Source organism: Amphibacillus marinus, from assembly GCF_900110345.1.
Taxonomy (GTDB): Bacteria; Bacillota; Bacilli; order Bacillales; family Amphibacillaceae; genus Amphibacillus_D; species Amphibacillus_D marinus.
This window is the reverse complement of sequence record NZ_FODJ01000001.1, coordinates 50,161-68,245: the sequence shown is the minus strand read 5'-3', so window position 1 is coordinate 68,245 and position 18,085 is coordinate 50,161. Positions and strand designations below refer to the sequence as shown.

General features: G+C 39.2%; 20 protein-coding genes. All 20 read right to left on the bottom strand.

Annotation, left to right across the window (positions count from 1 at the left end; genetic code table 11):
* Positions 1-24: 24 nt before the first annotated feature.
* Complete coding sequence (locus BM000_RS00385; protein ID WP_091493462.1) at positions 25-1,056, bottom strand: siderophore ABC transporter substrate-binding protein; 1,032 nt, start codon at positions 1,054-1,056, stop codon at positions 25-27.
* Positions 1,057-1,522: 466 nt separating this feature from the next.
* Positions 1,523-1,909 (bottom strand): aspartate 1-decarboxylase, encoded by a 387-nt coding sequence (panD, locus tag BM000_RS00380; RefSeq protein WP_091493459.1) that lies wholly within the window; start codon positions 1,907-1,909, stop codon positions 1,523-1,525.
* Between the two features lie 15 nt (positions 1,910-1,924).
* Entirely contained in the window at positions 1,925-2,797 is an 873-nt protein-coding gene (gene panC / locus BM000_RS00375; RefSeq protein ID WP_091493457.1) for a pantoate--beta-alanine ligase, read from the bottom strand.
* A 2-nt stretch (positions 2,798-2,799) separates the two neighbouring features.
* Entirely contained in the window at positions 2,800-3,633 is an 834-nt protein-coding gene (gene panB / locus BM000_RS00370) for a 3-methyl-2-oxobutanoate hydroxymethyltransferase (protein WP_091493454.1), read from the bottom strand.
* Between the two features lie 11 nt (positions 3,634-3,644).
* Positions 3,645-4,622, bottom strand: coding sequence for a biotin--[acetyl-CoA-carboxylase] ligase (locus tag BM000_RS00365; RefSeq protein ID WP_091493452.1), 978 nt, complete (start codon positions 4,620-4,622; stop codon positions 3,645-3,647).
* Positions 4,598-5,800 carry a CCA tRNA nucleotidyltransferase gene (locus BM000_RS00360; RefSeq protein ID WP_091493449.1) on the bottom strand — a complete coding sequence of 401 codons (1,203 nt, stop codon included), beginning with the start codon at positions 5,798-5,800 and terminating at the stop codon, positions 4,598-4,600. The genes BM000_RS00365 and BM000_RS00360 overlap by 25 nt, the downstream gene beginning before the upstream one ends.
* Positions 5,772-6,941: an N-acetyl-alpha-D-glucosaminyl L-malate synthase BshA gene (gene bshA / locus BM000_RS00355; RefSeq protein WP_091493446.1), complete on the bottom strand. Its 1,170-nt coding sequence runs from the start codon at positions 6,939-6,941 to the stop codon at positions 5,772-5,774. Before bshA ends, BM000_RS00360 begins: the two co-directional genes overlap by 29 nt.
* A complete protein-coding gene (gene mgsA / locus BM000_RS00350) occupies positions 6,938-7,348 on the bottom strand; it encodes a methylglyoxal synthase (RefSeq protein ID WP_091493444.1) in 411 nt (136 codons plus the stop codon). The genes bshA and mgsA overlap by 4 nt, the downstream gene beginning before the upstream one ends.
* Positions 7,349-7,512: 164 nt before the next feature.
* Positions 7,513-8,316 carry a 4-hydroxy-tetrahydrodipicolinate reductase gene (gene dapB / locus BM000_RS00345; protein WP_091493441.1) on the bottom strand — a complete coding sequence of 268 codons (804 nt, stop codon included), beginning with the start codon at positions 8,314-8,316 and terminating at the stop codon, positions 7,513-7,515.
* Between the two features lie 7 nt (positions 8,317-8,323).
* A complete protein-coding gene (locus BM000_RS00340) occupies positions 8,324-8,665 on the bottom strand; it encodes a nucleotide pyrophosphohydrolase (protein WP_091493440.1) in 342 nt (113 codons plus the stop codon).
* Positions 8,666-8,859: 194 nt separating this feature from the next.
* Positions 8,860-9,069 (bottom strand): hypothetical protein, encoded by a 210-nt coding sequence (locus BM000_RS00335; RefSeq protein ID WP_091493437.1) that lies wholly within the window; start codon positions 9,067-9,069, stop codon positions 8,860-8,862.
* Between the two features lie 63 nt (positions 9,070-9,132).
* Complete coding sequence (lhaT, locus tag BM000_RS00330; RefSeq protein ID WP_091494984.1) at positions 9,133-9,720, bottom strand: lipoprotein heptaprenylglyceryl N-acetyltransferase LhaT; 588 nt, start codon at positions 9,718-9,720, stop codon at positions 9,133-9,135.
* Between the two features lie 96 nt (positions 9,721-9,816).
* Complete coding sequence (locus BM000_RS00325; protein ID WP_091493435.1) at positions 9,817-10,395, bottom strand: ReoY family proteolytic degradation factor; 579 nt, start codon at positions 10,393-10,395, stop codon at positions 9,817-9,819.
* Between the two features lie 46 nt (positions 10,396-10,441).
* Positions 10,442-11,692: a tetratricopeptide repeat protein gene (locus BM000_RS00320; RefSeq protein WP_091493432.1), complete on the bottom strand. Its 1,251-nt coding sequence runs from the start codon at positions 11,690-11,692 to the stop codon at positions 10,442-10,444.
* A gap of 201 nt (positions 11,693-11,893) precedes the next feature.
* Positions 11,894-13,180: a 3-phosphoshikimate 1-carboxyvinyltransferase gene (aroA, locus tag BM000_RS00315; RefSeq protein ID WP_091493429.1), complete on the bottom strand. Its 1,287-nt coding sequence runs from the start codon at positions 13,178-13,180 to the stop codon at positions 11,894-11,896.
* A gap of 11 nt (positions 13,181-13,191) precedes the next feature.
* On the bottom strand, positions 13,192-14,292 hold the full coding sequence (locus tag BM000_RS00310) for a prephenate dehydrogenase (RefSeq protein WP_177178153.1): 1,101 nt from the start codon (positions 14,290-14,292) through the stop codon (positions 13,192-13,194).
* The gene (gene hisC / locus BM000_RS00305; protein ID WP_091493424.1) at positions 14,289-15,395 is read right to left on the bottom strand and encodes a histidinol-phosphate transaminase; all 1,107 of its coding nucleotides are present in this window, start codon (positions 15,393-15,395) and stop codon (positions 14,289-14,291) included. Before hisC ends, BM000_RS00310 begins: the two co-directional genes overlap by 4 nt.
* A 16-nt stretch (positions 15,396-15,411) precedes the next feature.
* Positions 15,412-15,774: a chorismate mutase gene (gene aroH / locus BM000_RS00300; RefSeq protein WP_091493421.1), complete on the bottom strand. Its 363-nt coding sequence runs from the start codon at positions 15,772-15,774 to the stop codon at positions 15,412-15,414.
* On the bottom strand, positions 15,774-16,850 hold the full coding sequence (gene aroB, locus BM000_RS00295; RefSeq protein WP_091493419.1) for a 3-dehydroquinate synthase: 1,077 nt from the start codon (positions 16,848-16,850) through the stop codon (positions 15,774-15,776). The genes aroH and aroB overlap by 1 nt, the downstream gene beginning before the upstream one ends.
* Positions 16,850-18,016, bottom strand: a complete 1,167-nt coding sequence (aroC, locus tag BM000_RS00290; protein ID WP_091493418.1) for a chorismate synthase — start codon at positions 18,014-18,016, stop codon at positions 16,850-16,852. The genes aroB and aroC overlap by 1 nt, the downstream gene beginning before the upstream one ends.
* Positions 18,017-18,085: the final 69 nt, after the last annotated feature.

Sequence of the window (18,085 nt, the reverse complement as noted above, 5' to 3'; positions counted from 1 at the left end):
TGACACTCTCTTAACTCCTCAAGACTAATTAGCTAAAGCATTTGCAATTTCTTCAAATAATTCAATAAACGTTTGAATTGATTCGTTTGTATACGTGTCGTCTGGTGCGTAAACAATTTTATCTTCAGTGACAGCCGTTATATTTTGAAGCGCAGGTGAGTTATCGATAACATCCTGAGCAGGTGTAGCATCCTCAGTAGACGATACCCCAGCATCACGGTCTAGCACGAAGAGCCAATCTGGATTACTTTGGGCAATAGCTTCTACAGAGATATCATCACCTTCATGATCAGAAGAACTACCATCAACTTCTAAAGCAGGACTCCATTCAAAAATATCATACAGTGGTCCCCAAACTCGCCCAGATTGAGGAGCAGAAAAACCGATACCTCCTCCTGAAACGACAATACTCATTACTGTATCTGCTCCATTATATGCAGATTTAACATCCTCAATAGCTTGATCAAAATCAGATATCAATTGTGCTGCCTCTTCAGTTTTATCAAAAATTTCACCCAATGCAATTGTGTAATCCTTAAATCCGTTTATTAAATTTTCACCAGGTGTAGCAGCTTCCTCAGAAACATCAAAATTCAGATCAATTACAGCTGCATTTGGTACAAGAGCTTTAATATCCTCATAATAGCCTGAAAATCTTTGTCCAACAATGACAAGGTCAGGATCTACAGCTGCGATTACTTCAAGATTCGGCTCCCGGTGGTTGCCAACATCTTGAACTGAATCATCACCAACATACGATATATCAGCTGGCATTACTGGCTTTGGAACAGCAGCTAAGTCAATTCCCCAATCAGCTAACGTCTCAAATGTTCGGTTATCTAAAGCAACAACATTTTCTGGATTTACCGGAACAGAAACAGTCCCATGGGCATCAGTAATTTCAACTGTATCCTCATTCACTTGCTCAGTAACGTCTTCGCTAACCTCTCCTGTTACTTCCTCAGTTTCGTTGTTAGTTGAATCTGAACAAGCCATTAAAACTAAAGCAAAAAGAACCACCAAAATTGACAATTTAAAGATCCTAAATCTTTTCATGTATATCCTCCTAGATATAAGCTTGCTAGACAAGCAAATTATTTAATTGATAAAATTCATATCTATGTTATCTTTTCATGCACAAATTATGTAGTCATTAACCCTAGTCTTTATAATAGATGGCACTAAATAAACATTAATGATATTGATAATCATTATCAATTGTTTTTTATTTTATCAAATTAAAAAAAATTGTCAAGGTGTAGTCGTTATTTAATTTTGCTGTTTTCTTTAAAAAATTTTCCGGGCAAGTACTGGCGTGCTTACTTTTAAAAAAACTCATTCTCTCACCAATGTCGAAAACTTAACATTTTTAGGTGAGAAAATGAGCTTTATAAGCAAACTAATTAAATGACATGTTTAACTTGTGGTAATGGTGACGTATGCAACCCTTAATTATTAATTATTAATTATTAATTATTGATTTGGTCATATCCCAGCAGATTGACAGGCTCTAAATACACGCTTATGAATAAATAGTTAATGGCGGCTCCTGATCAAGCATCTCAACAATTTCATTCTTATCATTCATCAACGCCACTTTCGGCTTAAAATTAGGCAATTCTTCGGTTGAAACGGAAGCGTATGCCACAATTATAACAGTATCATTTACTTGAACAAGTCTAGCTGCTGCACCATTAAGACAAACTAACTTACTTCCCCGTTCACCTGGTATCACATACGTTTCAAGCCTTGCTCCGTTATTATTATTGACAATCTGCACCTTTTCGTGGGGTAAAATATCAACAGCTTCCATGATGTCTTGATCAATGGTAATGCTTCCTACATAATTTAAGTTTGCTTCGCTAACACTTGCTCGATGAATTTTGGCTTTCATCATTGTTCGATACATCGTGATCTACCCCCTTTAGTCTAAACTTGTGATTCGATTTCCATGCACGTCGATAATAATATTATCAATTAATCTAGCCTGAGTAAAATGGACCGCAACAGCGATAATAATAGGCTGATTAATTAAAGCTACTTCCATTAATTCAGGAAAAGCTAATACTTCAACATAATCAATACGCGCAGACAGTGACTGTTCCAGATGCTTGCGAACGACACGCATGATCTTATCCGGATTTTTCTCACCGTCAATAATCTTTGCTTCACCTCGTTTTAATGCTTGGTAAAGATGACGAGCCTCCTGACGCTCTGCAACTGACAGGTTAACATTGCGGCTACTCTTAGCAAGCCCATCCCGTTCTCGAACGGTTGGAACCATACGAAGCGTTATATTAAAGCTCAGGTTAGCGATAAGAAGTTCAATAATGGCAACCTGCTGTGCATCCTTTGTACCAAAGTAGGCAAAGTCAGGCTCAACTAGATGAAATAGCTTACTTACAACGGTTAGAACACCTTGAAAATGACCTGGACGGGAACGGTCACAAAGAACACCAATCCGTTCATTAACGTCCATAGTAATTCCCATGGCACGAGGGTACATCTCAGTAACAGTTGGGATAAATAAAAGGTCGACTCCATTAGCGCTTGCTAATGCTTGATCATGGACTTCGTCTTTCGGGTAAGAGTCGAAATCTTCATTTTCCCCAAATTGTAGCGGATTAACAAATATACTCGCGACTAAATAATCTACTTCTTTTCGTGCTTGTTGCATAAGAGCCGCATGGCCCTCGTGTAAAAAACCCATGGTTGGGACAAAGCCAATTGTTTGATTAGCTTGCTTAATTTCTAATATTTCCTTTTTAAATTCGGGTATGGTTCGAATAATTTTCACTTCTATTCCTCCACCCTTGGAAGCTGCGTATCAGGATGAATGGTGTAGGTGTGCTTTTCTTCTGGAAAGCGGTTGTCTTTAACATCCTGAACATACTCAGTCAAACCAGTTAAGCTTACTTGATTGACATTAGCATAGTTTTTAACAAAGCGTGGATAACGATCCGTGCCATATTGCAATAGATCGTGGTAAACTAACACCTGTCCGTCACAATGAATCCCAGCACCAATTCCAATCGTTGGAATTGAGAGTTCTCGGGTAATGACCTCTGCTAGCTCTTGTGGAATTCCTTCTAATACACAAGCAATAGCTCCTGCTGCTTCTAAAGCCTTTGCCTCTGCTAGAATACGATTAGCGCCAGACTGATCCTTCCCTTGTATTTTAAAGCCGCCAAAAACATGAACCGATTGTGGCGTTAATCCAATATGTCCGACTACTGGAATACCTCCCTGTGTTAGTCGTTCAATTAAAACGCGTACTTCTTCTGTGGCACCTTCAACTTTAATAGCTTGCGCCTGTGTCTCCTGAAAAATTCTAGTCGCATTCCTTAGCGAGTCGACTAGAGAGACATGGTATGACATAAACGGCATATCAAGTACAATAAACGTATTCTGAGCACCTTTTCTGGCGGCTTTTCCGTGATGGATCATATCCTCAATTGTGACATTAATTGTTGATTCGTAGCCTAGTACAACCATACCTAACGAATCGCCAACTAAAATCATCTCAACTCCCGCCTGCTCAACAAGCTTTGCAGAAGGGTAATCATAGGCTGTAACCATTGTTATTTTATCATTTTTTTGTTTCATCGCTAACAAGTCTATGCGTGTCTTCATGTTAAATCCTCCTAAAACCAATCTATTTCAGCTGAATGCAAGTGCTTGGTATTGCCTAGAGCATCTTCAATCATTAGTGCCCCGTCTGATGCAATACCAATAATCTTTCCTTTGGCACGTTCTTTGCCAGCCTTATAGTGGACGACATCACAGAATCGATATGCATAAGACTCCCAAGACGCCTTAACAGGAGTGAAACCATGCGATAAAAACGCCTCATATTGACCTTCAAATAGTTCAAGAAGCGTCTGAATAAACACACGTTTATCATATTGCTTGTCTGTTTCAAGCGCTAATGATGTTGCCCTTTTCATAATGGATGCGTCAAAATCTGACTCTTTGTGGTTAATGTTGATCCCTATTCCAATTATAACATGATGGATGGCATCCTGCTCTGCCTGCATCTCTGTTAAAATACCCGCGATTTTACGGTCATTTAGTAAGATGTCGTTTGGCCATTTAATACTCGGTTTAACACCTGTAAGCTTCTCAATTGTTCTAGCCAAAACAGTTGCGGTGAGCAGCGTCAATTGGGGTGCATGGCTTGGAATAAGATTCGGACGAAGAATGAAGCTTAGCCAAACACCATTATGATGATTAGAATCCCAAGCTCGATTTAAGCGACCTTTACCTGCTGTCTGCTTTTCCGCAACGACAACTAAACCCTCTTGACCGCCACTTTGAGCATGCTGACTAGCAATAATTTGAGTTGAGGAAATCTCCTCGTAATGATCAATTACTTTCCCTAGCCATTTGGTCGATAATCCCCAAAACAAAGTGTTCTCGCTAACCTTTTTTGGGGTTTCAATTAAACGATAGCCTTTATTCGGAACAGCCTGGAATCGATAGCCATCTGCTTCAAGCTGTTTAATTTGCTTCCAAACTGCTGTGCGTGAAAGCTGTAGCTGGTTAGACAGCCATTGTCCAGACACGAACGTATTTGCCTGTGATGCTAATAGTTCAATTAGCTTTTCTCGGGTGGATGACATGTAAGAATCCACTCCTTTATCTCTTGATAATTGTTTGTAATTGTTCCTTCAACAACCAGATACTCAATTTCCGCTAAATAATTAGACAGCCATTTACCTTTACTGCGATCCGGATAGAGCTTTATTAAATCCGACCCGTTTAACGATAACTCTGAACGATTGTTGATGGGCAGAAGCTGCCTTCTTAACTGAAGTTCTGACACTTCTACTACTATCGTTTCTATGGCTAATAAAAGTAAACAAAAGACTTGATCCAGTTTCTCTGGTAATTGGTAAACAAGCCAATTTGATAGCTTTACCTTTCGATAAAGTAGAACAGCCTGTAAGACTGTCTCGCCTTCATTTACATCCTTGTTGGTTAAATGGAATGCCTTGGCCCACTGCTTTAAGGTAATCTCACGGTTCATTTGATCAACGAGATAAACAAAAACAAAAATTAACTTTGGTAACGATGACTTTAATTTAACTAATAAATCTGTATAGCTATTATCTTCTTTAAAAATGGGTAAATAGTTAAACAAAGTTGCTTGGCTACTGTATTGAACGGCTAATTGATAGTTAGGACCTTTAAATAGTTTGTTAAGTTCTACTGTAATGCGCTCAATGGCTACTCGCTCTATCAACTTAATATTATGATGAATAGCCAATTTTGTTTCAGGTTCAATAGTGAATTGTAATTGACTAACAAAACGAAAAGCCCGTAACATCCTTAAAGGATCTTCGATAAAACGCTCACTAGGATTGCCTACTGCTCGCAGATAACCTTTGGCTAATGCATCTAGTCCTCTGTATGGATCGATAATTGCTAACTGCTTCGTCATTGCGATCGCATTACAAGTAAAATCACGTCTGGCTAAATCATCTTCAATCCGATTCACAAAAGCTACATGATCAGGATGGCGATAATCGCTATAACCACTTTCAGTGCGAAAGGTGGTTACCTCAAAAGAGTAGCCCTTATACCTAACTAGGACAGTACCATGCTCAATACCTACAGGAATTACTGATTCAAAAAGCGCTTGAATTTGTGCTGGCTTTGCTGAAGTTGCCAGATCAATATCATTTACGCTACGTTTTAACAAGTAATCACGAACGGCACCACCGACAATATAAGCTTGGTAACCTGCTTGCTCAATGGTCTCAATAACCTCAATCGCATGATTGAATAATGGGTTCATTACAGTGATCCCCTTTTAAAACATTTTGATAAATGAATTCATACTGCTGCACAATGATGGATGTATCAAAGTTTTTTTTCACATGTTCAATGGCTTGTTTTGAATAACGTAACCACTTTTGCTGATCCTGAAGTAGTTGAAGGGCGTACTGACTAGCGGACTCACTATCGTTTAACGGGACAATATACCCGTTATACCCGTGTTCAATTACCTCAGGTATACCACCAACACTAGTACCAATACACGGCACGCCACAGGCCATTGCTTCAATTAATACTAAGCCAAAGCTCTCTTTTTCAGATAATAAGAGCTTAAGGTCTGCGATAGAAAGCAGGTCAGCAATATTTTGCTGTTTTCCTAAGAATAGGACATGCTCTGCAATTCCTAACCGCTCAGCTAAATGATTCATTTCAGAGTACTCTGGACCGTCACCAATTAGCAGAAGCTTAGCAGGCATGTGTGCCGCTATTTTCTTAAAAGTTAGCAGAACATCAGTAATTCGTTTTACCTTCCTAAAATTAGAAATATGAATAAGAACCTTTTCCTCTTCTTTAATACCATAGGCAATTCGCAAATTAACATTGTTTTTGCGATAATAGTCAACCGTATCAATAAAATTGTAAACCACTTCTATATCTGTGTTAACATTAAGTTCTTGATAAGTTTGTTGCTTTAAATTTTCAGATACCGTCGTCACCACATCGGATTGTTCAATCCCAAATTTAATCATATTAGTAAAGCTCTTATCCATCCCTAAAACGGTAATATCCGTCCCGTGTAGCGTCGTCACAATCTTGACATTATGCTTAGCCATTTGCTTGGCTAAGATCGCGCAAACAGCATGAGGCATTGCGTAATGGACATGTAAGATGTCTAAATGCTCTTGATCAATAATCTCTGCCATTTTGTTCGCTAACGCTAGATCGTACGGCGGGTACTGAAAAACGGGATAATGGCCAAGCTCAACCTGATGAAAAAAAATCTTAGATGAAATCTCAGTTAAACGAAACGGCATATCGGAAGTTATAAAATGAATCTCATGACCACGCTTTGCTAGCTGCTTACCAAGCTCTGTGGCAACAATACCCGATCCGCCAACGGATGGGTAACAAGTAATGCCTATTTTTAACGTTTCTCTCAATTGGCCTCATCTTCCTTTACTAACTCACGCCATGCGAAGAAACCAGCCTCTAAAGCACGAATCATTATTTCTGCCCCGGCAAGGTTCGTCACCAAGGGAATTTGATACACATCACAAAGTCGCATTAATGCGCTAATATCTGGCTCATGTGGCTGCGCAGTTAATGGATCGCGGAAAAAAATGACTAAGTCCATTTCATTTTCGGCAATTCTTGCGCCAATCTGTTGATCACCACCAAGTGGCCCTGATTGAAACCTATGAACCGGTAGTCCAGTAGCTTCCTGAATCCGCTTACCCGTAGTTCCAGTGGCAAACAACTGATGCTTTTGAAAAATATGCTGATACGAGGTAGTAAATTGAATAATTGCTTCTTTCTTTTTATCATGGGCAATTAAAGCTATTTTCATAACAAAAATCTCTCCTTTTATTTAATAGATAAATGCCCCAAACACACAAGATCGATTGTACAGTAAAAGACGTAGGGTAACCAAGGTTTGCTCATGCAGGTCTTGATTACCCAACACCCCAATCGTGACACGTTCGGGCTCACAGTGTGTGAGTCTGTTAACCATTAACCAAGCATTAAGTGCTCTAAACCATACACAAGCTTGTCCAAAGAAATAACATGATCAATGGCAAATTTTATCCCTGACATAAAGGATTCTCGATGGAAAGAATCATGCTGAATTTTTAAATTTTCACCTGGACCGCCAAAGATCACTTCTTGGTGGGCAACTAGTCCAGGTAAGCGAACACTATGAATCCGCATCCCGTCATAGTCAGCCCCTCTCGCCCCCAAGATTGTCTCTTCTTCTTCGGAATGTCCTTGGTTCTTTTTATTTCTTTGTTCTTGAATAAGCTGTGCTGTCTTGACTGCAGTACCAGATGGGGCGTCTAATTTCTGGTCATGATGCTTTTCAATAATTTCAACATCTGGAAAATACTTTGCGGCCATTTTAGCAAATTGCATCATGAGTACTGCTCCAATAGCAAAATTAGGGGCAATGACAGCACCAATCTTCTTTTCTGCCGCAAGTTGAGTTAATTCACTCAACTGCTCATTGGTAAAACCAGTTGTTCCTACAACCGGACGTACCCCATTGAGAATAGCAGCTTTTGTATGTTTATAGCCTGCTTTAGGACTCGTTAAATCAACTAAAACATCTGCATTAACCTCTGCTAAGCACTTTTCAATATCATTATAGAAGATGGCATCGAATTGTGGGAGTCCTGCTATTTCTTTTACTTTTTTACCGGTATGTTGCTTGTCAACACAGCCGACTAAAGTAAGATCGGATTGCTTTTCAATCATACGTAATGCTTCACTACCCATTTTACCACTTGCCCCTGCTACAACAACTCTTATTTTACTCATTTCCAGTTCACTCCGATTCTTTTTCTGTCCAACGTTTTTGATCACGTTGCTCTATTTTTGTCATTGCTTGATCAAATGCTTCACTTACATCAATGTTTAAGGAGTTTGCAAAAGATAATAAGACAAACATTAAATCTCCAAGCTCATTCTCAATTGTATTCGTTGCTTCTGACTGTTTTTTTGGCTTTTCACCATAAACATGATTGACTTCACGAGCTAACTCTCCAATTTCCTCAGTAAATCTGGCCAACATTGCTAAAGGGCTAAAATAACCCTCTTCAAATTGAGAAATGAACTGATCTACTCGCTTTTGCATTTCCTTACTATTGGTCTTAGTCGAATTAGACATACCATACCTCTTTTCACTTATCCATATTCTTCTTCATGTTAGCGAAAACAACGCAATTTGACAATTTTTTTATCTTTACCTCTTGCACTTACAAATAATTAACAAGCGATTATTTGCTCAGCTTCCTCAATTATTGTACAAAAAAAGACACGATCTGACAACGGATAGATCGTGCCTTACTATAATAGTTCGTTTCACTGCTTGTGCTTAATCTCCACTTCATTAAGCTGATCATAATTTGTTGCTTGCTTACTAGCTAAGTACATTTTAATTATTACATAGCTTAAGCAAATAATAACAAAAAGCACCATTAGGATGATGGATTTATATTGAGTAGTAACAGTTAAATAAGTTATGCTTAAACTCGGGATAAAAAAAGCGATAAGTAAAAATCGCGTAGCCATATAAAGGCCTCCCTCGCGTTTTTACTATAAAGTATTCAAAGATTGCACAGATCGTGTACCTTTCTAGTAGCGAATTTTAGCTTTATTCATGACACAAAGATAGTAAGCTAAAGCAATTGATGCAATACTTAACCAAAATGTAAAGTATCCGATTTGATTCATATACAGATTTAACGAACGATATTGGGGCATCATATCAAAAATGTAATCAATAAAATCATTATGTAAAGTCCAAATTCCTGCAACAATTAGATGTTTTAATTTAAAGCGATAGCACGGTGCATAAAGTAACCCTTGAATAGCCATAGCTCCATGTGAAGCAATAAGCATATAACCAGCAGGACTTAGCGTTCCTTCAACGATCAGCATGAGTAGATTCATCACTACTGCCCACACGCCGTACTTAAATAGCGTTACCATCGCCAAGGCTTCTACATAAGGAATATGCTTGCCAAAAATATAAAAAGCTAGGAAGATGGTGAAAAACAGGCTGGCAGTCGGGCTATCTGGTACAAAGATTAAAAAATGAGTCGGGGTTTGGGCGAGTTGGTTACCGTACCAAAAGAAACCATAGATTGTCCCAATTAAGTTAATTAAAAATAAGAAAATTAAAAAAGATCTATGCGTTAAAATTGAATAAATAGCATACATTTTCAATTCTATCCCTTCTGTTTCATTACTGTCGTTTATCATACCATTTGGCTTCAGTAAATGACAATCCCCTTACGATTTAAAGTAAGGGGATTGTCATTCCTCGAGATGAAATGGCTGGTCTGAATCATAAGCTTCTTTTAGTTTTTTTAAAGATTCAGTATAGCGTTTAAAGGCAATAACATCCTTGTAATCAAGGGCATAATCAATTTGGGCTAATAAATCCTTTTGCCTATTTTGAAACAGGGTATAATTTAAAAACTCACTTGCTAATAACTTTTCTCGCTTGGTAATAAAAAAGTCATCTGGTAAAAAAGGATTATCCTCTAAAACAGCACTATACTCAGCGTTTTGATTGGCATTTTCAAACGACAGTTGAATATAAATAGGTTCATGTCGATTTAAACGAATATCATGAAAAGATTTCTCGGCGTCTGTTGTAACAATATGATCCTTATAAAAGCGAAAAGGAACATCATCTGAGCAACGAGTCGAAATAATAATTCCCCTTGGGCAAAACCGAGCCTCACGAATAAAATGCACATTTGCCAGCATACTTTCATGATTGCTTAAATAATTCAAAATCCAGACACTTTCCCGTTTTTTTAATTGATAATGCTCTAAAAACCACTGAATAAACGCTTTTTTATCTTGAATGGATACCGATGTACTCAATCAGCTTCCCTCCTGTCCAATTATAGGAAAGTTATGAGTTGCCAGACTAGCTGTTTAATCGTTCGACATAACTCTCAATTTCACTATCACTAGGCTCAATGGTTAGATACCGTGCGAAGATTGCACTGGCTTGCTCTTTTTTCCCCTCCTCAACTAAGAAGTAGCCATATGCTTTAAGAAAGTCACTATCATCTCCAAAGTCCTCATAAGCCTCATCATATGCCTGTAGTGCTTGAGGGTAAGCCTCCTCTGCTTCATAAGCTTTCGCGAGCTCCCACTTATAATAGCCATCCGCTTCACCTTGTTCTATAATATGTGTGAGTAGATCAATTATTGCTTGAAAATCATCATCCTGCCGATAATTTTCAATTAAAAATAAAACGGCTTCCTTATAGCCTGTATCAATCGCAACAGCCTCTCTTGCATATTGATAGCTTTGCTCTGCTTGGCCATTTCTTCGGGCAAGTCCTGCCGCGGCTAATAATAATTCCTTGTTAATCGGATCCAGCTTTAAACCATTAGTTGCTGTCTCAAATGCCTGCTCAATCAGCCCCTCTTCTTCATAGGCCTCAGCTAAATATAAGTAGACTGAGGGGTATTCCGAGTCACGCTTAACAACCTCTTCCCATGTTTTAATCGCAATGTCCACACGATTAGCTCGAAATGCAATAAAACCGAATCTAAACAAGGTTTCTTCATCTTCTATTTTAGCAGCTTGATAATGATTAAGCGCTGCCTCGAATTCACCTATTGTTGCAAGTGATTCTGCTAAGCGAAGCGCAATATCAACTTCTGCAATTTGCTTATGTTCGTGATAAACTTTTTCATAGTGCACAACAGCCTTTTGATACTCCCCTATTGAGAAAGCAAGTTCTGCCCGAGCAAAGTCAATTAAGCGCTCTTGTGGTGCCAACTGTTTTGCCTCAATGAGTTTCTGTTCTGCTACCTCGAATAGTCCTTGTGATTGATAAAGATCTGCTGTTGTTAGTAAGGCTGATAAATAGTGATCGCTATCCGGATGAATTTGTTCTAACAAATGAATGGCTTTCGCATCCTCTTCTAAATCAATTAGTATTTCTGCCAGCGTTAACTGCAGATCAGACTCATTTGGATAACGGTTTAGTAGGTCTTCTAATATCATTTTTGCATCACTGATTAACCCGAGTTGAATGTATAAATCGGCAATAACAAATTGTTCATCATCGTTAGCATCTGGCAAAAACTGATGAATTATTCGTAGTGCTTCTTCTTCTTTATTCTGTTCAATTAATTGAATGGCTTGATAGATATCTTCCATGTTCTCAGCTACCTTTCAAATCTTGCTCTACATACCTTCATCATAACCAAAAGTTGTTTTTTATTCAATTATAAAACAATAATTAGCATTCCAAACAGCTTATAAGCATTTAGTTCATTAAATTTGTAGCAATTGTATCCTTATGGAAGCAAAAAAGAAGTAGTGGAGTTAGTCATTGCTAGGTAACTAACCCCACTACATTTAACTGAGTTGCTCTAAATCGTCAAAAAAGTTTGGATACGAAATATTAATAGCTTCAGCATCCTTCAGTGTTACTGGTGCATCACTAATAAGTGCTGCAATTGCAATCATCATGCCAATTCGATGATCGCCATAAGAATCAAGTTCAGCACCTGTAAGCTTAGCGTTACCTTTAATAATCATACCATCTGCTGTAGCCGTTATATCAACACCTAGTGCAGAAAGAGTTTGAACGACACTTTCGATTCGGTCTGTCTCTTTATATCTTAGTTCCTCAGCATCCTTAATAATCGTTGTTCCATTAGCTTGGCTTGCCAAAAGTGCCACAATTGGTATTTCATCAATCATGCGTGGAATAACATCCCCGCCAATCACCACCGCTTCTGGCTTCGAATGCCTTACAGTCACCGTTCCGATCGACTCTCCTCCAATTTGGTTTGTTTCAGTAACCTGAAGATCAACTTTCATAAGTTCAAGCACATCAAGTAAACCGGTCCTGGTCTGATTTAGACCAACATTATTAATCGTAACCTCACTACCTGGTACAAGTAATCCAGCTACAATGAAAAATGCCGCTGAAGAAATATCGCCGGGTACCTGGATTGATGTCCCGTGTAAAGCTTGACCACCCTTGACTTTGACAACATTCCCAGCAATTGAAATGCTTCCCCCAAATGCAGTTAACATATTTTCAGTATGGTCTCTTGTTTTGGTTGATTCAACTACAGTGGTTTCACCCTCTGCAAATAGCCCAGCAAGAAGCACGCCTGACTTAATTTGTGCACTTTTTACGGATGGTTTAAAGGTTATCCCTTTTACTCTGCCACCACGAACGGCAAGCGGTAAGTACTTTCCGTTTTCTCTACCATCAATGCTTGCACCCATCTGCCGGAGTGGATCACGAATACGATCCATTGGGCGCTTAGTTAATGATTGATCACCAAACAAGGTCGTATGAAATGGCAGTGCTGCTAACACGCCTAGTAATAGCCGTGCTGTTGTCCCAGAGTTGCCAAGATCAATTGGAACTTTGGGTTCCTTGAGCCGCTTAAAACCGTGACTTACAATTTTAACGTGGTCACCTTCATATTCTATTTGGACACCCATCGCTTGAAATGCTGCAATTGTTGTTAAACAATCTTCTCCATTTAGAAAATTTGAAATAATGGTTTCACCGCTTGCCAGAGAACCCAAAATGACGGCCCGATGTGAAATTGACTTATCCCCAGGTACTGCTAGACGTCCTTGTAAGGCTTTGTTAACTGGTTGTAATTGCTTTGTGCTCATATCGGTCACTCCTAATCCTCTATTGTAGTTTCATAGCCGCTATTTGATAACAACTGCTGACTCTTTAGTTGATCAGCTCGTGTCACAAAACTAAGCCTTAGCACACCAGTGATATCTTCTCTAATCTCAAGAATCTCGATATTTTTAATACTAATTGCATGATCAGCTAATAATGAAATAACCTGCTTAATAGCACCAGGCTGATCAAAGATATCAACGAAGACATCATAAAATGCTGGAATTGCGCCGCGTTTTTCGCGGTCAAGTCCATCACGAAATTCACGTGCCTGTTCAAGATAATGATATATGGAGATTTTATCATTTGTTTCAAGCAAAGTTTTTAATGTATCCATTTCCGTAATCCAATCGGTTATTAGCGGAATAAGTATGTCCTTATTTTGAAAGAAAATATCCTGCCACATCCCCGGATTGCTTGATGCGATCCGAGTAATATCACGAAAGCCACCTGCTGCGAGCCCCGGGATTCTCGGGTGTTTTTTTTCCCAGCTCTTTGCCTGCTGCACTAAAGCAGAAGCGATAAGGTGGGGAAAATGTGAAATGACACTTGTCATTTCATCGTGCTCCTTAGCATTAAGCACAATGAAGGTTGATTTAGTAGCTGACAGCAGCGCTTTAAGCTTTTCAGTATCAGCTTCGCTCGCTCGTTTAGAAGGTGTTAAAATATAAAAAGCATTCTCAAATAAGTGTGCTTTTGCTGCTTCAATCCCTTTCTTATGTGAGCCAGCCATGGGGTGTCCACCGATGAAGCTAATCTGCTCAGATACAATCTTATCTGCTTCCTCCATGACATTTCCCTTTACTGAAGAAACATCAGAAACAATGAGTGAATGATTGAGATCGATCGTCTCAATCGTCTTAATCAACGCAATTGTTTGTGAAACCGGTGCAGCTAAAATACAAAAATCAGCCTTCTTGATTGCTTGTACAAAGTCATTCGATGTTTCATCGACAATTTGATTTGCTTTTGCATAGGTTAAGGTTTGTTGATCAAGGTCAAAGCCAATTAGGTGAACCGATTTATTTTGCTTAATATTCGCAGCTAACGATCCACCAATCAGACCAAGTCCAGCAATTAAAACAGTCTGTTTCACGATTGTTCAGTCCCTGTGTGTTTTGTTATAAAAGTTTTCATCGCTTCTTGCATGAGCGCCATCTGCTCCTTCGTGCCAATTGTTATTCTTACTCCATTAGGATGACCAAGAGCCTCTCCCGAACGAACAATAAAACCTTGGGTCAGCAAATATTCAAATAGTAGATCACCAGAAACCGGTAGCTTTACAAAAAGGAAATTGGTTTCTGAATCATAATAGGACAGACCTAACTCATCAAGAACAGTCTTAAAACTATTTTTGTTCTTTAACGTTTCTTCATATGAATATGAAATAAAAGCTTGATCTTGATAGGCTGCTACAGCAGCCTTCTGAGCCAATTGCGTCGTATTAAAGGGTCCTCGTGCAATATTGAGTGTATCACTAATTGGTAAGGCGGCTATCCCATAGCCAATTCTTAGACCCGCAAGTCCATAGGCTTTCGAAAAGGTTCGTAGTACAATTAAGTTTGCATGTTCATTAACTAATGCAAGCGAATTAGGCGCTTGATCTTTTATGATATACTCGTAATACGCCTCATCAAGGACCACTACCACATGTTTTGGACAATTTGTTAAGAAATCTTTTAACGCTTGCTCTGCGATTAAGCAGCCGGTTGGATTATTCGGAGTACATAACCAGACAACCTTTGTTTTTTCAGTAATCGCCGCCAGCATGCTAGCTAAATCATGATAGCCATCGACTAACGGAACCTCAATTATTTTCGCTCCTTGAATCAATGCATTATGCTTGTACTGTGGGAAAGTTGGTGTTGCCATTATGGTCTCTGAATCCTCGTCTATGTATGTTCGACAGATAATATCAATGACTTCATCAGAGCCACAACCAAAAATAAGCTGATCTGGGTCAATATTAAGATCACTACTTAAAACCTGTCTCAATTCAGTGGCATAACCATCTGGGTATATCTCAAAATGATTGCCATGTGCTTTAACAGTCTCATCAACCTGCTTTGAATAGCCAAATGGATTTTCGTTTGAAGCAAGTTTATAAATTTGTGCTAACCCTAATTCTTCTTTCACATCATCAATTTGTTTACCCGGTTTGTATGGGGACATGGATTCAAAAATTTTTTTTGCTTTCAAGACAAATTCCTCCTTATTATTTCAGTAAATCTGGCCTTAGTTTTTTTGCTTCGTGATGATAAACATGGATTATTTTCTCCTGTTCAATCATTGTATTTACCGTTAGCATAATCCGAATACAACGTGGAAGACCACCAGGAACATCAATCTCATTCATACACATGACCGGAACATAACTCCAACCAGCTAACTCTCTAATTGGCTTAGCTGGGAAGGCAGCATTCAAATCAGTTGTAACAGATACCAGTACAGAAGCCACATCACTAGCCTTAATCTGATTTAACGCTATTATCTCCAATACTAATGCTCTTGTTCGGTCAATAATGTCAGTTGCTATATTCTCATTTACGGTTGTTGCCCCGCGAATCCCTCTTATCATTATTTCACCAACTTCCGCAAAAAGAGCTGTAATGCGTCCTTAATTGTTACATCATCAATTTCTTCAACCACTGGCATGCCTAGCTCCTTTAATAGAACCATTTGAATGCGCTGCTGCTTAGCCTTCTTGTCTCGTTTCATTCGATTCATAAGTGCAGTAATAGACAGGTTAGCCACTTGGATTGGATAATGGTTTGTTTTTAACCATTGTAAAAAGGCATCGACGGGTAAACGATTACCAAAGTATTGTTGACTAAGTTCCATCGCAAACAGCATCCCGATTGCTACAGCTTCACCGTGGGTATATACACCATAGCCAAGTTCAGCCTCTAGCGCATGACCTAACGTATGACCAAAGTTTAGAAATTGACGTACATTGGCTTCTCGTTCATCTTGTTCGACAATTTTCGCCTTTACTTCAATGCCCCTTATTAAATCTCGAATAAGCCATGTTTCATTGAGAGGTTTTTCAAGGCTTACTTGATTAATGTCTGTCCAAAAGCTTGGAGAATGAATCATGCTGTGCTTGGCAATTTCAGCGTAGCCTGAGCGAATTTCAGTTTGAGGAATGGTGTGTAAGGTTTCTACGTCGTAGATCACAGCTTTAGGTGGATAAAAGGAACCAATTAGGTTCTTCCCCTCTGGATGATTAATGGCGACCTTACCACCAACACTGCTGTCATGAGCTAAAATAGTTGTCGGCATTTGTAGGTAATCAACCCCACGCATAAAAGTAGCTGCTACAAAGCCGGCTAAATCACCGATCATCCCACCACCTAATGCAATAATAAGACCGTGGCGATCTAACCCCATATTAATTGCCTCAGTTAGCAAATCAAAATACACTCGACCGTTTTTTGAAGCCTCACCAGCTGGAACAACCGTATAATTAACGCGCTTAACTGAAGAAAGAGTTGTTAAAACATCTTGTAAATACAAAGACTCAACGTTGCTATCCGTAATAACGAGTACATCATCGTAGCTCTGATCTAAATAATCAAGAAACTGATGCCTTAATCCACCCCCGACTAAGACATCATAAGCATTTGTACTTGTTTGTATCGTTAATTTGTCCATTAGAAACACCTTACTTCTTCGCGATATTGATCAATTGCCTGTTTAAGCTTTGGAAATTGGTCGTTGGGAAACTGCTCCAAAATAGCGTTAGCTAATTCAAAAGCGACAACGTGTTCCATCACAACTGCAGCTGCCGGGACAGCACAAGAATCAGATCGCTCAATACTAGCGTTAAAGACTTCTTTCGTGGCGATATCGATACTCTGTAATGGCTTATAGAGGGTTGGAATAGGCTTCATTACGCCCTTAACCACAATTGGCATGCCGCTTGTCATCCCGCCCTCAAAGCCGCCTAGGTTATTTGTTCTTCTTGAATAGCCCGTGCCCTCAGACCAGATAATTTCATCATGCACCTCGCTACCATTTCGGCGAGCAGCTTCAAAGCCAATTCCAAATTCTACACCTTTAAAAGCATTGATACTTTGCACAGCAAAGGCAATTCGGGCATCAAGTTTACGATCATAGTGTACATAGGAGCCGATACCAGCTGGTACGCCTTCAATATACACCTCACAAATGCCGCCAATTGAATCACCCTCCTGTTTAGCCTGATCAATCGCTGTCATCATTTCCTCGCCAGCCTGTTGATCCAAGCAACGTACTGGTGAAGCTTCTGAAATTGTTATTCTTTCCTGTATTGTTAACTGATGGTCAGCTTTCGCCTTAATCCCAGCAATTTCATTTACATAGCCAACGATGTTAATATCTAGGTGTTGTAATAGTGATTTAGCAACTGCACCAGCTGCAACACGAGCAGCTGTTTCCCTGGCAGAAGATCGTTCAAGAATGTTACGCATATCACGATGACCATATTTAATTGCACCATTTAAATCAGCGTGACCGGGTCTTGGACGAGTAACAGTCCGTCGAATATCTTTATCTTGATCATATGGGTCCTCACCCATGATGTCCTCCCAATGTTTAAAGTCATCGTTTTTGACCACTAAAGCAATTGGTGATCCCAATGTATAGCCATGGCGCACACCACCTGCAATATCAACAAGGTCTTTTTCTATTTGCATTCGCTTGCCCCGACCATGACCTTTCTGTCTCCTAAGCAAGGACTCATTAATATCAGTACTTTGAAGTGGTAATTGTGCCGGCACCCCTTCCACAATCGTTGTCAATTGTTTACCGTGTGACTCACCAGCTGTTAAGTAGCGCATTTGACTATGTCCCCCTGTTTCTTTGATTTTATATAATATAACACACCTTCTCTGTTCTGTGGACAGCAA

What these genes read in the sequence shown, in the direction of transcription:
- BM000_RS00385 (WP_091493462.1), bottom strand. Translation starts at nt 1,056, where the DNA reads ATGAAAAGATTTAGGATCTTTAAATTGTCAATTTTGGTGGTTCTTTTT.
- panD (WP_091493459.1), bottom strand. Translation starts at nt 1,909, where the DNA reads ATGTATCGAACAATGATGAAAGCCAAAATTCATCGAGCAAGTGTTAGC.
- panB (WP_091493454.1), bottom strand. Translation starts at nt 3,633, where the DNA reads ATGAAGACACGCATAGACTTGTTAGCGATGAAACAAAAAAATGATAAA.
- BM000_RS00365 (WP_091493452.1), bottom strand. Translation starts at nt 4,622, where the DNA reads ATGTCATCCACCCGAGAAAAGCTAATTGAACTATTAGCATCACAGGCA.
- BM000_RS00360 (WP_091493449.1), bottom strand. Translation starts at nt 5,800, where the DNA reads ATGAACCCATTATTCAATCATGCGATTGAGGTTATTGAGACCATTGAG.
- mgsA (WP_091493444.1), bottom strand. Translation starts at nt 7,348, where the DNA reads ATGAAAATAGCTTTAATTGCCCATGATAAAAAGAAAGAAGCAATTATT.
- dapB (WP_091493441.1), bottom strand. Translation starts at nt 8,316, where the DNA reads ATGAGTAAAATAAGAGTTGTTGTAGCAGGGGCAAGTGGTAAAATGGGT.
- BM000_RS00340 (WP_091493440.1), bottom strand. Translation starts at nt 8,665, where the DNA reads ATGTCTAATTCGACTAAGACCAATAGTAAGGAAATGCAAAAGCGAGTA.
- BM000_RS00335 (WP_091493437.1), bottom strand. Translation starts at nt 9,069, where the DNA reads ATGGCTACGCGATTTTTACTTATCGCTTTTTTTATCCCGAGTTTAAGC.
- lhaT (WP_091494984.1), bottom strand. Translation starts at nt 9,720, where the DNA reads ATGTATGCTATTTATTCAATTTTAACGCATAGATCTTTTTTAATTTTC.
- BM000_RS00320 (WP_091493432.1), bottom strand. Translation starts at nt 11,692, where the DNA reads ATGGAAGATATCTATCAAGCCATTCAATTAATTGAACAGAATAAAGAA.
- aroA (WP_091493429.1), bottom strand. Translation starts at nt 13,180, where the DNA reads ATGAGCACAAAGCAATTACAACCAGTTAACAAAGCCTTACAAGGACGT.
- aroH (WP_091493421.1), bottom strand. Translation starts at nt 15,774, where the DNA reads ATGATAAGAGGGATTCGCGGGGCAACAACCGTAAATGAGAATATAGCA.
- aroB (WP_091493419.1), bottom strand. Translation starts at nt 16,850, where the DNA reads ATGGACAAATTAACGATACAAACAAGTACAAATGCTTATGATGTCTTA.
- aroC (WP_091493418.1), bottom strand. Translation starts at nt 18,016, where the DNA reads ATGCGCTACTTAACAGCTGGTGAGTCACACGGTAAACAATTGACAACG.